The sequence below is a fragment of the Streptomyces tamarix genome (genome assembly GCF_032423885.1).
Lineage (GTDB): Bacteria > Actinomycetota > Actinomycetes > Streptomycetales > Streptomycetaceae > Streptomyces > Streptomyces tamarix.
The window spans coordinates 1-13,309 of the sequence record NZ_JAWCTQ010000045.1 but is presented as its reverse complement, the minus strand read 5'-3'; the positions used below and the strand labels follow the sequence as shown (position 1 = coordinate 13,309).

Here is a 13,309-nt window from a genome sequence, read left to right as displayed (position 1 = left end):
ACCGGTCACGCCAGCCCCCGCCGGGCGACGGCGGGTTCGCGGTGCCCCGCGATGGACGCCACCATGTCCAGCACCTGCCGCGTCTCGGCGACCTCGTGCACCCGGTACACCTGGGCCCCCAGCCACGCCGACACGGCCGTCGTCGCCAGCGTCCCGATCACCCGCTCCTTCACCGGCCGGTCCAGCGTCTCCCCCACGAAGTCCTTGTTCGACAGGGACACCAGCACCGGCCACCCCGTCTCCACCATCTCCCCGAGCCGCCGCGTCGCCTCCAGCGAGTGCCGGGTGTTCTTCCCGAAGTCGTGCCCCGGGTCGATCAGCACCGACTCCCGCGGCACGCCCAGCGCCACGGCACGCTCGGCCAGCCCGACCGTCACGCGCAGGATGTCCGCCATCACGTCGTCGTACGCGACCCGGTGCGGACGCGTCCGCGGCTCGGCGCCGCCCGCGTGGGTGCACACGAGCCCCGCCCCGTACCGCGCCGCGACCTCCGCGAGCTTCGGGTCGACGCCGCCCCACGCGTCGTTCAGCAGGTCCGCCCCGGCCTCGCACACGGCCTCGCCGACCTCGTGCCGCCAGGTGTCGACGCTGATCACCACGTCGGGGTGGCGCCGCCGCACCTCCGCCACGAAACCGACCGTGCGCCGCGCCTCCTCCTCGGCGTCGACCTCCTCGCCGGGCCCCGCCTTCACCCCGCCGACGTCGATGATCGCCGCGCCCTCGGCCACGGCCTGCTCGACCCGGGCGAGGGCGGGCTCGTCGTGGAAGGTGGCCCCCTGGTCGTAGAAGGAGTCCGGGGTCCGGTTCACGATGGCCATGACCACCGGCTCGTGCGCGTCGAATTCGCGTCGTCCCAGGCGCAGCATCCCGTAAGTCCTCCTCGCATGACGTCCCTGCGACCCTAACCGCCGCGACCGCATGGCACGATCGGCACCGGACGTTTTACGCTCCATGTTTCCGGCCCCGGGAGAGGCGCACTGTGTTCTGGTTCTTGGCTGTAGCGATGGTCGTCGTCGTGGCCGCGGTGACCCTCGCGGTGGTCGGCGGCGCGGAGAGCGAGGTCCTGCCCGAGGCGCCCCCGGAGCACCTGGCCGACCCCCTGCCGCTCACCCGGCCGGTCAGCCGCGCCGACATCGAGGCGCTGCGGCTGCCGCTGGCGCCCCGCGGCTACCGGATGGACGAGGTCGACGACGTCCTGGACCGGTTGGCGGCCGAGCTCGCCGAGCGGGACGCCCGGATCGCCGAGCTGGAGTCGGCGCTGGCCGGCGCGCAGGCCACGGCGTCCGGCCGTACGGACCTCTTCGCCAAGCACCCCCGCCACGACGGCCCCGCCGGGCACGGGGACCGCGTCGCGGACGGGGCCCGGAGCGCGGACGAGGACCGCGCCGCGGACGGCGACCGCGACGCGCGGGACGAGGAGGGGGAGCGGTGACCGGCGGGGCCGTACCCGGGCCCGACGGCGCGCCGCGCTGCCCGTGGGGCCTGTCGACACCCGACTACCTCCCCTACCACGACGGGGAGTGGGGCCGCCCGGTCCACGGAGACGACGCGCTGTTCGAACGGCTCTCCCTGGAGGCGTTCCAGTCCGGCCTGTCGTGGATCACGATCCTGCGCCGCCGGGAGGGCTTCCGGCGGGCCTTCGCCGGCTTCCGGATCGCCGCGGTCGCCGCGTTCACGGAGGCCGACCGGGAGCGGCTGCTCGCCGACGAGGGCATCATCCGCAACCGCGCCAAGGTCGACGCGACGCTCGCCAACGCGCGCGTGCTCGCCGGGTGGGAGCCCGGCGAACTCGACGAGCTGGTCTGGTCCCACGCGCCGGACCCGGCGGCCCGTCCGGCGCCGCGCACCCTCGCGGACGTCCCCGCCGTCACCCCCGAGTCGACGGCCCTGGCCAAGGCCCTGAAGCGGCGCGGCATCCGCTTCGTCGGCCCCACCACGGCGTACGCGTTGATGCAGGCGTGCGGCCTGGTCGACGACCACCTGGCGGAGTGCGTCGCCCGCACCCCGCGCCCGGCCCCCGGGGCCGCCCCGGCCCCCGCGGCGCGCTAGCGGCCGACGTACCTCGGCTTCTCCTTCGCGAGGAACGCCTCCACCGCGATCCGGTGGTCCTCGGAGGCACCCGCCCGGGTCTGGAGCTCGTCCTCCTTCTCCAGCGTCTCCGCGAGGGTGTGCCCGGCGCCGTACGCCATGGCCTCCTTGATCGACGCGTACGCGAGCGTGGGGCCCGCCGCGAGGGCGCGGGCGGTCCGCTCCGCCTCGGCGGCCAGCTCGGCGGCCGGCACCAGCTTGCCGACCAGCCCCAGGTCGTACGCCTCCCGCGCGGACAGCGAGCGCGGGAACAGCATCAGGTCGGCGGTGCGGCCGGGGCCGATCAGGCGGGGCAGCGTCCAGGAGATGCCCGAGTCGGCGCTGAGCGCCACGCCCGCGAAGGAGGTGTTGAACGACGCCGTGTCCGCCACGACCCGGTAGTCCGCCGCCAGCGCGAAGCCGAAGCCCGCGCCCGCCGCGACCCCGTTCACCCCGGCCACCACCGGCTTCGGCATGCCGGTGATCGCCCGGACGATCGGGTTGTAGTGGTCCCGCACCGTCCGCATCGCGTCCTCGCCGGTCAGCGACTGCACGTGCTCCTTGAGGTCCTGGCCCACGCAGAACGCCCGGCCCGTCGCGGTCAGCAGCACCGCGCGCACGGCGGGGTCGGCGCCCGCGGCCTCCAGGGCGTCCCGCAGCGCGACCTTCGCCTCGGTGTTCATCGCGTTCATCGCGTCGGGCCGGTTGATGGTGACGGTCGCGAGTCCGTCGCTCACCTCGTACAGCACGGTGTCGGCCATGGCAGGGTCCCCTTTGCGGCTCCGGCGGTCGTGTCCCGCCCAGCATGGCGGAGATCATCGGGCCCCGGCATGTGACCTGCGTCAAACGACGGCACCGCGTGCCGGGCGCCGCGACGGCGAAGTATCGCAGGCGGACCGCCGAAATGAGGGGTTTTGCGTGATCGCGTTGTGCAAGCGATGCGGCCCGATGTTGGTCATCGGGTGTCGCCATGCGGGATAATGACCTGGAAGCAATGTGTTCGACGCCGGTCCGCGCCCTTCCATGGGGCCATCGGCTGATCGATGAGCTGGTTTCAGGAAGGGGAACGAGCATGGCGGCCATGAAGCCGCGGACGGGCGACGGCCCGCTCGAGGTGACCAAGGAGGGGCGGGGCATCGTCATGCGCGTTCCGCTCGAAGGCGGCGGTCGGCTTGTCGTCGAGCTGACCCCGGACGAGGCCGTAGCCCTCGGCGAGGAGCTGAAGAAGGTCACGAGCTGACGCTTACGCCCACGTTTTCCCGATCGCCCCGGCCGGTGCCCCCACCACGCCGGGGCGCTCGTGTCTCCGGGGTGCCCGTGTCTCCGGAGCGCCACGGGCCGCGGGACACCGGATGGCGTACGGGGGGCCGGGGCGGGCCCCTCGGGGCCGGTCAGCCGCGGCGCACGGCGCAGAGCAGCCCGTCGCCGACCGGCAGCAGCGACGGCACCAGCTCGTCGCTCTCCCGCACCGTGCGCAACAGCTCGCGCAGCGTCAGCACCTCGACCGGCTGGACCCCCGAGTCGACCGTACGGCCGTCCGCGAACACGCCCTCGAAGCACACCAGCCCGCCCGGCCGCAGCAGCCGCAACGATTCGTCGAGGTACGCCAGGTACTCGGTGCGGTCGCCGTCGCAGAAGACCACGTCGTACCCGCCGTCCGCCAGCCTCGGCAGCACGTCCAGCGCCCGGCCGGGGATGAAGCGCGCCCGGTTCCCGGCGAAGCCCGCCGCCCGGAACGCCTGCCGGGCGAACTGCTGCCGGTCCGGCTCGGGGTCCACGGTGGTCAGCACCCCGTCCGGCCGCATGCCCAGCAGGAGGTAGATCCCGGAGACGCCGGTCCCCGTGCCGATCTCCGCGACGGCCTTGGCGTCCGCCGTGGCGGCGAGCATCCGCAGCGCGGCTCCGGTGCCCGGGGACACCGAGGGCAGCCCTGCCTCCCGGGCCCGGTCGCGGGCCCAGCGCAGCGCTTCGTCCTCGGCGGCAAAGGCGTCGGCGAAGGCCCAGCTCGTCTGCCGGTTGGCGGTAATGACCCTCTCCTGTTCCCGTAGTTGGCAACGGTGACTGTAGCCGCTCGCCTTCGGGAACCCGCAGATGGGACCAGGCGTTGGGAAGGGGTGGGGACGGTCGGACGGATCAAGACCCGAAGTCCGTCCCAAATTCGCGTAAAGATTCTTATCCGGAGCTAACGGGCGAGGTGGCTATGGTAGGGGCTCCACTGGACACCACCAGAGCCGATAGGGGAGGTGCGGCTGCGCCTGTGGATCGGAGAGGAGCGCTGCGGCTGCGGCGCTTCCTCAGGTCGGCGGGTGAGCCGAAATCCGTGACCGACACCGCTGACAGCACCCGTGCCGCCACCGAGACCGCAGCCACGACGGCGACCTTCGCATCGGATGCGGAATCGCAGGCGTGGGCCCCTCCGACCTGGGAGGAGATCGTCAGCACGCACAGCGGTCGCGTCTACCGCCTCGCCTATCGCCTGACGGGCAACCAGCACGACGCCGAGGACCTCACGCAGGAGGTCTTCGTCCGCGTCTTCCGCTCCCTGTCGACGTACACGCCGGGCACGTTCGAGGGCTGGCTGCACCGCATCACCACGAACCTGTTCCTGGACATGGTGCGGCGCAAGCAGCGCATCCGGTTCGACGCGCTCGGCGAGGACGCCGCGGAGCGGCTGCCCAGCCGCGAGCCGTCGCCGCAGCAGGCGTTCCACGACACGCACTTCGACGCGGACGTGCAGCAGGCGCTGGACACGCTGGCGCCGGAGTTCCGCGCGGCCGTCGTGCTGTGCGACATCGAGGGCCTGTCGTACGAGGAGATCGCCGCGACGCTCGGCGTGAAGCTCGGCACGGTCCGCAGCCGGATCCACCGCGGCCGGTCGCACCTGCGCAAGGCGCTCAAGCACCGGTCGCCCGAGGCGCGGGCCGGGCAGCGCGTCGCCGGGCGTCCGTTCGCCGCCGTGGTCGGGGAGGGCGGAGCCGCGTGAGTGGCACACGTCCGACCCCCGCGGAACACCATCTGGGGGACCGGCTCGCCGCGCTGGTCGACGGCGAGCTGGGTCACGACGCCCGCGAGCGGGTCCTCGCCCACCTGGCGACCTGCGCCCGCTGCAAGGCCGAGGCCGACGCGCAGCGCCGCGTCAAGAGCTTCTTCGCCGAGTCCGCCCCCCCGCCGCCCCCCGCGGGGCTGCTCGCCCGCCTCCAGGGGTTGCCCGGGGGCGCCGCGGGAGACGGCGGGCCGCCGTTCGGGGGCGGCGGTCTCGGGGGAGGCGCCCTGGGAGCCGGGACCCGGCGGTCCGGGCACGCCCCGGACACCGGGCGGCCCGGCTCGGGAGCCGGCCTGTTCGGAGTGAGGTCCGGCGGCTTCGGGTACGTCCCCGCCGCCGAGCACGCACCGGCCGGGCGCGGGGGCTTCCGCATCCACGAGGTCGGCCGGGAGGCCGAGCGGTCCCCGTGGCGCGGCCGGAGGTTCGCGTTCGCGGCGGCCAGCGCCGTGTCGTTCGCGGCGATCGCGCTGGGCGGGACGCTGCCGACCGTCACGGCGGTCGACGTGCGCGGCGAGGGCTCCGGGAACAAGGTGACGCCGCTGCGGTCGTCGTCCGCCGGGCAGCCGGCCGCGGCGGAGAATTCCCGCCGCCGCCCCGCCACGGGCGCGAGCACGGGCCGGTTCGCGGACCGGACCGGCGCCCCGATCTCCGCCACGCAGGCCCGGTCGCGGCATCCGGCGGCCCCGCCGTTCCTCCACGCGGCGACCCCGCTGGTCGGCGCCGGGACCCTGCCCCTGATAGGCGCTCCGGGGCCCGTACGGGACCCCTACCCGTCGCACAAGGCGCCCCCGGCACCCTGAACGGCGCCCCGGGAGGACCTGGTTGAATCCGTGGTCAGGGGCGCCGGAGGGGCGCTGAGTGGCCAGTAGCGGGGAGAGCATGGACGACGGGAAGCCCACGCAGCCGAAACGAACGTGGTGGAGCCGCCCCGCGCCCCCGGTCCCCACCCCGCCGCCCCCGGCGGACGGCCCGTCCGCCTCCCCGCGGCCCGCGCCGTTCGAAGCCGCCGCGCCCGGAGCCGTTACGCCCGGAGCCGCGCCCGCGCCCCCGGCCCCCCGGGACGCCCCCGCGCCCGCGTCCCCGGCCGCGCCGGACACCGCCCCCGCGGACGCGGCCCGGCCGGTCCCCCCGGCGGCGGCCGGTACCGACACCGGCGCCGCGCCCGCCGGGCACCGCGCCGGCACCGGCGGGCCCCTGCACGCGCCCGACGAGTACCGGACACCGCCCTATGGGGAGCCCGGCCCCTGGGCGCCCGCGCCGCCCGTGCAGCGGCCCGTGGCCGCCCAGCCGCCCGCCTACGGCACCCCGTCGCCGGCTCCCACCCCCGCGCCGCACGGACAGCCGCCCGCACCCGCGCCCGCGCAGTGGGGGCAGTACGACCCCTGGAGCGCTCCTGCCGCGCGGCAGCCCGCGCAACCGCTCACCGGCCACCCGGGCGGCGTGCGGCCCCGGCGGTCGCGCACGGGGCTCGCGCTCGTCGGCGCGCTGGTCTTCGCGCTGCTCACCGGCGTCCTCGGCGGAGCCGTCGGCGCGTACGTCGAACGCAACGGCGGTCTCACCACCGTCGAGCTGCCCCAGGCCGGGGCGGACGTGAGGGACCGCGCCCCCGACAGCGTCGCCGGCATCGCCGCCCGGGCCCTGCCCGGCGTCGTCACCCTCCACGTCAGCGGCGGCGGCGCGCAGGGCACCGGCACCGGCTTCGTCCTCGACAAGCGCGGCCACATCCTCACCAACCACCACGTCGTCGACTCCGCCGAGGGCGGCGGCGACATCACCGTCACCTTCAGCGGCGGCGAGACCGCCGGCGCCACCCTCGTCGGCGGCGACAGCGGCTACGACCTCGCCGTCGTCCGCGTCACCGGGGTGTCGAACCTCGCGCCGCTCCCGCTCGGCGACTCCGACGGCGTCCGCGTCGGCGACCCGGTCGTCGCCATCGGCGCCCCCTTCGACCTCCAGAACACCGTCACCTCCGGCATCATCAGCGCCAAGGGCCGCCCCATCACCGCCGGCGGCGAGAAGGGCGACGGCAGTGACGTCAGCTACGTCGACGCCCTCCAGACCGACGCCCCCATAAACCCGGGCAACTCCGGCGGGCCGCTCCTCGACTCGCAGGCCCGCGTCATCGGCATCAACAGCGCCATCCGCGCCGCCGACAGCGGCTCCGGCATCGACGACGGCCAGTCCGGCTCGATCGGCCTGGGCTTCGCGATCCCCGTCAACCAGGGCAAGCGCGTCGCCGAGGAGCTCATCAACACGGGCAGGGCCACCCATCCCGTCATCGGCGTCAGCCTCGACATGAAGTTCACCGGCGACGGCGCCCGCGTCGCGGACAAGGCCCAGGACGGCGGCGCGTCCGTCACCCCGGGCGGTCCCGCCGCCAAGGCGGGCGTCCGCCCCGGCGACGTCGTCACCGAGGTCGACGGCGAGCGCGTCCACAACGGCGAGGAGCTGATCGTCAAGATCCGCGCCCACCGCCCCGGCGACGAACTCCGCCTCACCGTGCGGCGCGGCGGCCACGAGGAGGTCAGGACGCTCACGCTCGGCTCGTCGGCGGACGGCTGAACGACCGAACGGCTGATGGTCCCGGCGCCGGTCCCGCCACACGGGTGGAGCGGGTACCTTGGTGCAGCGGAGACCGGAGGAGGAGCAAGGTGTTCAGTGACATAGGCGGACTCGAGGTGGTGGCGCTGGTGATCCTCGCCGTGCTCATCTGGGGTCCCGACAAGCTGCCCCAGCTCATCCAGGACGTCAGCCGCTTCATCCGCAAGATCCGGGACTTCTCCGAGAGCGCCAAGCAGGACATCCGCAGCGAGCTCGGCCCCGACTTCAAGGACTTCGACTTCGAGGACCTCAACCCGAAGACGTTCATCCGCAAGCAGCTCACCGAGAACCCGGACCTGAGGGACCTCCAGGAGCTGCGCAGCAGCTTCGACCTCCGCAAGGAGATCGACGAGGTCGCCGACGCCGTCAAGGGCACCGCCTCCGCCCCGGCCGCCTCCGGCTCCGCCACGCCCGACCTCCTGAAGAAGCGCGACACGCCCGATACGGCCGACCGGCCCCCCTTCGACGCGGACGCCACCTGAGCTCCGACGCGGACGCCGCCCGACCGGGCTGAGCCACCCGGGCCACCCGGTGCCGGACCTCCCGTACGAGCCCCTCCCCGGTGGATATCCTCTCCCTCTGTCCGAACGGATCGAGGAGGCGGCCGGGCAGATGGAGACCACGAGACGGGTGGGGGCGCAGGCACAGCCGACGCCCGGCACCACACCCACGCCCGAGGGGGTGCCTCCGGCCCGTCGCACCGTCGACGGGTACCTGCGGGCCCCCTTCCCCTGGTACGGGCTGGACGAGGCGTTCACCGGCCCGCGCTGGCTGATGCGGGTCAGCACGGCGGCGGACGGAACCGTGCAGCACGGTTCGACCGGCCACGGCGAGGAGCCGTCGATACGGCCCGACGCCGCCGACCAGGGGCGCGGCGCCTTCGTGGTCGTCGTCACCGTCGCCGCCCACCCCGTGCGCGGCTCCGGCGACGGCACCGGCGTCCTGGACGCCACGAGCGTGTCCTCCGCCGCCTGGCTGGCCGGTTCGGGGCTCCTCGCGTACACCTGGCCCCCCCAGCTCGACCACGTCCTGCGCAACGAGTGGTTGGACCAGCAGACGGAGACCGCGTTCGAACTCGCGGACGACCTGGACGGGCCCGCCTGGACGACGCTGTCGCTGCCCGTGGACGGCGTGCCGCAGCCGTTCCACTACCGCGAGACCGAGTTCGGCTGGATCCTCGCCGGAAGCACCTCCCGCGGCGTCCACCTGGGCGCCTACGGCAGGGGGATGAGCGCGTACGGGCTCGGCTTCGCCGTCGTCGCCGACATCTCCACGTACGTCTGAGTACGTCTGAGTACGTCCGACCCGGCGCCCCGGACCCGCGCCGGGCACGCCGAAGGGGCGCCGCTCACGGTGGAGGGGCGCCCCTTCGGCGTACCCGGCGGACGCGCGCCCGGCGCGTGCGCCTCAGAACTTGTTGCGCGGCGTGATGCCCAGGGACATGCCGGACAGGCCCCGCTGGCGGCCGCCGAGCTTGCCCGCGATGGCGCGCAGCGCCGCGCCGGCCGGCGACTCCGGGTCGGACAGCACGACGGGCCTGCCCTCGTCGCCGCCCTCCCGCAGCCGTACGTCGATCGGGATCGAGCCGAGCACCGGGACCGTGGCGCCGGTCGTCCGCGTCAGCCCGTCCGCGACCTTCTGGCCGCCGCCCGTGCCGAACACGTCGACCATCTCGTCGCAGTGCGGGCACGGTAGGCCCGACATGTTCTCCACGACGCCGACGATCTTCTGGTGGGTCTGCACGGCGATCGAACCGGCCCGCTCCGCCACCTCGGCCGCCGCCTGCTGCGGCGTGGTGACGACGAGGATCTCGGCGTTCGGCACGAGCTGCGCCACGGAGATCGCGATGTCGCCCGTGCCCGGCGGGAGGTCCAGCAGCAGCACGTCCAGGTCGCCCCAGTAGACGTCCGCGAGGAACTGCTGGAGCGCGCGGTGCAGCATCGGGCCGCGCCACACGACCGGGGCGTTGCCCGGGGTGAACATGCCGATCGAGATGACCTTCACGCCGTTCGCGGACGGCGGCATGATCATGTTCTCGACCTGGGTGGGCCGTCCGTCGGCGCCCAGCATGCGGGGGACGCTGTGGCCGTAGATGTCGGCGTCCACGACACCGACCTTCAGCCCGTCCGCGGCCATCGCGGCGGCCAGGTTCACCGTCACCGAGGACTTGCCGACGCCGCCCTTGCCGGACGCCACCGCGTACACGCGGGTCAGCGAACCGGGCTTCGCGAAGGGCACCTCGCGCTCGGCGGTCGTGCCGCGCAGCGCGGCGGCCAGCTCCTTGCGCTGCTCGTCGCTCATCACGTCCAGCGACACGTCGACGCGGGTGACGCCCTCGACGCGGGAGACCGCCTCGCTCACGTTCTTCGTGATCGTTTCGCGCATCGGGCAGCCGGAGACCGTCAGGTACACGGTCACGGCCACCGCGCCGTCCGCCCCGATCTCGACTGACTTGACCATGCCGAGTTCGGTGATCGGCCGGTTGATCTCGGGGTCGTTCACCGTCGCCAGTGCTTCGCGCACCGCGTCTTCCGTCGTCATACGGACGATGGTACGGCGCCCACCGAGGGCCTCGGAAAGCCCGTCAGCGGTCGCCTTCGTCACTCCCCGGCGGCGCGGACCGCGGGAATACGGAGCCCCGGTCCTCCAACTCCTTCACCAGGACCTCCAGCTCGGAGCGGATCCAGTCGCGGGTGGCGACCTCGCCGAGCCCCATGCGCAGCGCCGCGACCTCCCGCGTCAGGTACTCGGTGTCGGCGATCGACCGCTCGTTCTGCGCCCGGTCCTGCTCCAGGTTGACCCGGTCCCGGTCGTCCTGCCGGTTCTGCGCGAGCAGGATCAGCGGCGCCGCGTACGACGCCTGGAGCGAGAGCATCAGGGTGAGGAAGATGAACGGGTACGGGTCGAAGCGCAGCGGCTCCGGCATGGTGATGTTCCAGGTCAGCCACGTGATGATGACCACCGTCATCCACACGATGAACCGGCCCGTGCCGAGGAACCGGGCGATCCGCTCCGACAGCCGCCCGAACGCCTCCGGGTCGTACTCCGGCAGTAGCCTCGGCCGCCGCACGCGCGGCTGGTCCAACGGCTGGTCGAGCCGGGTGCGGGGCGCGGCCCGCTCCCGCCCGCCGGCGCGCTCGCGTCCGCCCGTACGGTCGCGTCCGCCGGCGCGCTCCCGCAGGCCGGGGCGCTCGCGCCCGCCCGTACGGTGGTCGCGTCCGGTGCCCCCCTCCGGGGCGCGGTCAGGCCCCATGCGCCGCCTCCCGCTCCGCCTCCGGGCCGAACTCGGTCTCCCGCCAGTCCTCCGGCAGCAGGTGGTCCAGCACGTCGTCGACGGTGACCGCGCCGAGCAGCGACCCGCTGTCGTCGACGACCGGCGCCGCGACCAGGTTGTACGCGGCGAGGTGGCTGGTCACGACCGGCAGCGGGGTGTCGGGGGAGAGCGGCTCCAGGTCGGTGTCGACGATCGCGGAGACCAGGGTGAACGGCGGATCGCGCAGCAGCCGCTGGAAGTGGACCGTCCCGAGGAACTTCCCGGTCGGCGTCTCGTCGGGCGGCCGGCACACGTACACCTGCGCGGCCAGCGCGGGGGAGAGGTCCTGCTGGCGGACGCGGGCGAGGGCGTCCGCGACCGTCGCGTCCGGGCGCAGCACGATCGGCTCGGTCGTCATCAGCCCGCCCGCCGTCCGCTCCTCGTACGACATCAGCCGCCGCACGTCCGCCGCGTCGTCCGGACGCATCAGGGTGAGCAGCCGCTCCTTCTCGTCCTCCGGCAGCTCCGACAGCAGGTCCGCGGCGTCGTCCGGGTCCATGGCCTCCAGGACGTCCGCGGCGCGCTCCGCCTTCAGCTTGCCGAGGATCTCGATCCGGTCGTCCTCGGGCAGCTCCTCCAGCACGTCGGCCAGCCGGTCGTCGTGGAGGGCGGCGGCGACCTCGGCGCGGCGCTTGGGCGTCAGGTGGTGCAGCGCGTTCGCCAGGTCGGCGGGGCGCATCCGCTCGAACGTGGCGACCAGGCTCTCCGCGCCCTGCCCGACCTCCTCCAGGGAGAACCCCGTGACCGCCGACCACTCGACGGTCAGCGTCTCGCCCTTGCGGCGCAGCGCCCCGCGGGCGCCGCGCCGCACGAAGACCCGGTCGATCTCCCAGTCGCGGCGGGCGGGCAACTGGCGCATCGCCACGTCGAGGACGGTCACCTCGTCGCCGCCGTCGACGAGTCGGACCCGTCGGTCGAGGAGTTCGCCGAGGACGAGGCGCTCGGTGGGGCGCTGCTCGAAGCGGCGCACGTTGAGGACCCCGGTCGTGATCACCTGGCCGGACTCGACGCCCGTCACCCGGGTCATCGGCAGGAAGATCCGGCGGCGGCCGATCACCTCCACGACGAGCCCCAGCACCCGGGGCGGCCGGCGCCCCACGCGGAGCATGGCGACGAGGTCGCGCACCCGGCCCACCTGGTCGCCGCTCGGGTCGAAGACCGGCGCCCCGGCGAGGTGCGAGACGAAGATCCGGGCGGCGCCTCCTGCCATGCCCCGCGCCTCCTTGTCGTCCGCGTGACCATCAACCGACATGCCGCTTATGCCCGCAGTTCGGTGTTTCAGGCTAGCTCGTCAGGGTTCGGGTCGCCCAGGCAGGGCGTCCGTCCGGCTCCGTTCGGAGGGGGCGATCCGACCCCGGTACGCTGCGGTCGGCCGTCCCCCCACGTGCAACACTGAGAGGCAGCGCTGGTGACCGCTCTCCCCCCGGTTCGGCGTACCCGACGCGTCGTGCTCCCCGTCGCCCTCTGCGTCGGACTGGCCGCGGCACTGACCGCCTGCGCGGAAGACCCGGACGAGGGCACCAACGGGGTCGGCAGGCTCCCGGCCGGCGAGATCGAGGACAAGGCCCGCGCCGCCGCCGACGGCGCCACGTCGGTGCGCCTCGCGGGCACCCTCGTCAGCAAGTCCGGCACGTACAAGCTGAACATGCGCCTCAAGGCCCAGGGCGCGACCGGCTCCGTCACCACCAGGAAGTCGACGTTCGAGCTGCTGCGCGTCGGCGACGCCCTCTTCCTGAAAGCGGGCGCGGCGTTCTGGCGGCACGCCGAGGGCTCCGGCGAGCCGACCGAGTCGGACATCGAGGCGGCCGACAAGCTGGACGGCAAATACGTCAAGGTCCCGCAGGACGACCCCTCGTACAAGCAGCTACGCGGCTTCACCGAGATGAACGTCCTGCTGAAGGGCCTGCTCGTGCTCCACGGCGAGGTCCACAAGGGCAACCGCGACAAGGTCGGCGGGGTCCGCACCATCGAGGTCGCGGGCGGCGAGCACGGCGAGGGCGGCACCCTCGACGTGTCCCTGGAGGGCACGCCGTTCCCGCTCCAGTTCGCCCGTGGCGGCGGCGGGGGCGTGGTGGTCCTGGCGGACTGGAACAGGGACTTCCCGCTGGTGGAGCCCGTCAAGGAGGACATCCTCGACTACGGGCGCCACCTGCCCCGCACCAGCGGCTGATTCCTTTTTAGGCTCGTTCCGCCTCCGGGGCGCTGTGAGCGGGTGTCGAGGCGGCGAACGTGCTCAGCGCTCCGCGCCGCCCTTTTTGGGGCTCGTTCCGCCTCCGGGGCGCTGT

The 13,309-nt window shown here is 74.2% G+C and carries 15 protein-coding genes; 9 read left to right on the top strand and 6 right to left on the bottom strand.

The features are described 5' to 3' along the window. Nucleotides 1–5: 5 nt before the first annotated feature. Entirely contained in the window at nucleotides 6–866 is an 861-nt protein-coding gene (gene folP / locus RND61_RS26830; protein WP_315880693.1) for a dihydropteroate synthase, read from the bottom strand. 113 nt (nucleotides 867–979) lie between these two features. Between folP and RND61_RS26825 the strand changes: the two genes are divergently transcribed. Both RND61_RS26825 and RND61_RS26820 read left to right on the top strand, forming a co-directional pair. Continuing rightward, the gene (locus RND61_RS26825) at nucleotides 980–1,432 is read left to right on the top strand and encodes a DivIVA domain-containing protein (protein WP_315880692.1); all 453 of its coding nucleotides are present in this window, start codon (nucleotides 980–982) and stop codon (nucleotides 1,430–1,432) included. Then, entirely contained in the window at nucleotides 1,429–2,049 is a 621-nt protein-coding gene (locus RND61_RS26820) for a DNA-3-methyladenine glycosylase I (protein ID WP_315880691.1), read from the top strand. Before RND61_RS26825 ends, RND61_RS26820 begins: the two co-directional genes overlap by 4 nt. Here the strand turns inward: RND61_RS26820 and chcB are convergent. Beyond that, entirely contained in the window at nucleotides 2,046–2,828 is a 783-nt protein-coding gene (chcB, locus tag RND61_RS26815; protein WP_315880690.1) for a 2-cyclohexenylcarbonyl CoA isomerase, read from the bottom strand. The two genes, RND61_RS26820 and chcB, sit on opposite strands and share 4 nt — an antisense overlap. Nucleotides 2,829–3,139: 311 nt before the next feature. Between chcB and RND61_RS26810 the strand changes: the two genes are divergently transcribed. Next, nucleotides 3,140–3,307, top strand: a complete 168-nt coding sequence (locus RND61_RS26810; RefSeq protein WP_010474836.1) for a DUF3117 domain-containing protein — start codon at nucleotides 3,140–3,142, stop codon at nucleotides 3,305–3,307. A 151-nt stretch (nucleotides 3,308–3,458) separates the two neighbouring features. On the opposite strand, the gene RND61_RS26805 is transcribed toward RND61_RS26810, so the two are convergent. Then, nucleotides 3,459–4,160, bottom strand: coding sequence for an O-methyltransferase (locus RND61_RS26805; RefSeq protein WP_315880733.1), 702 nt, complete (start codon nucleotides 4,158–4,160; stop codon nucleotides 3,459–3,461). 107 nt (nucleotides 4,161–4,267) lie between these two features. Here RND61_RS26805 and sigE point away from each other — a divergent pair, with 107 nt between their 5' ends. From sigE to RND61_RS26780, 5 genes are all read left to right on the top strand, one after another. Further along, on the top strand, nucleotides 4,268–5,050 hold the full coding sequence (sigE, locus tag RND61_RS26800; RefSeq protein WP_315880689.1) for an RNA polymerase sigma factor SigE: 783 nt from the start codon (nucleotides 4,268–4,270) through the stop codon (nucleotides 5,048–5,050). Continuing rightward, entirely contained in the window at nucleotides 5,047–5,910 is an 864-nt protein-coding gene (locus tag RND61_RS26795) for a zf-HC2 domain-containing protein (RefSeq protein WP_315880688.1), read from the top strand. The genes sigE and RND61_RS26795 overlap by 4 nt, the downstream gene beginning before the upstream one ends. A gap of 79 nt (nucleotides 5,911–5,989) precedes the next feature. Further along, nucleotides 5,990–7,672: a trypsin-like peptidase domain-containing protein gene (locus RND61_RS26790; RefSeq protein ID WP_315880732.1), complete on the top strand. Its 1,683-nt coding sequence runs from the start codon at nucleotides 5,990–5,992 to the stop codon at nucleotides 7,670–7,672. 89 nt (nucleotides 7,673–7,761) lie between these two features. Continuing rightward, nucleotides 7,762–8,193 (top strand): sec-independent translocase, encoded by a 432-nt coding sequence (locus RND61_RS26785; RefSeq protein ID WP_315880687.1) that lies wholly within the window; start codon nucleotides 7,762–7,764, stop codon nucleotides 8,191–8,193. 130 nt (nucleotides 8,194–8,323) lie between these two features. Next, nucleotides 8,324–8,995, top strand: coding sequence for a hypothetical protein (locus RND61_RS26780; protein ID WP_315880686.1), 672 nt, complete (start codon nucleotides 8,324–8,326; stop codon nucleotides 8,993–8,995). A 123-nt stretch (nucleotides 8,996–9,118) separates the two neighbouring features. Here the strand turns inward: RND61_RS26780 and RND61_RS26775 are convergent, their stop codons facing one another. The 3 genes from RND61_RS26775 to RND61_RS26765 are packed head-to-tail and all read right to left on the bottom strand — an operon-like array spanning nucleotide 9,119 to nucleotide 12,234. After that, on the bottom strand, nucleotides 9,119–10,252 hold the full coding sequence (locus tag RND61_RS26775) for an Mrp/NBP35 family ATP-binding protein (RefSeq protein WP_315880685.1): 1,134 nt from the start codon (nucleotides 10,250–10,252) through the stop codon (nucleotides 9,119–9,121). A 43-nt stretch (nucleotides 10,253–10,295) separates the two neighbouring features. Next, entirely contained in the window at nucleotides 10,296–10,964 is a 669-nt protein-coding gene (locus RND61_RS26770; RefSeq protein WP_315880684.1) for a DUF1003 domain-containing protein, read from the bottom strand. Next, a complete protein-coding gene (locus tag RND61_RS26765) occupies nucleotides 10,954–12,234 on the bottom strand; it encodes a magnesium transporter MgtE N-terminal domain-containing protein (RefSeq protein WP_315880683.1) in 1,281 nt (426 codons plus the stop codon). The genes RND61_RS26770 and RND61_RS26765 overlap by 11 nt, the downstream gene beginning before the upstream one ends. A 237-nt stretch (nucleotides 12,235–12,471) precedes the next feature. Here RND61_RS26765 and RND61_RS26760 point away from each other — a divergent pair, with 237 nt between their 5' ends. Further along, entirely contained in the window at nucleotides 12,472–13,194 is a 723-nt protein-coding gene (locus RND61_RS26760) for a hypothetical protein (protein ID WP_315880682.1), read from the top strand. Nucleotides 13,195–13,309: the final 115 nt, after the last annotated feature.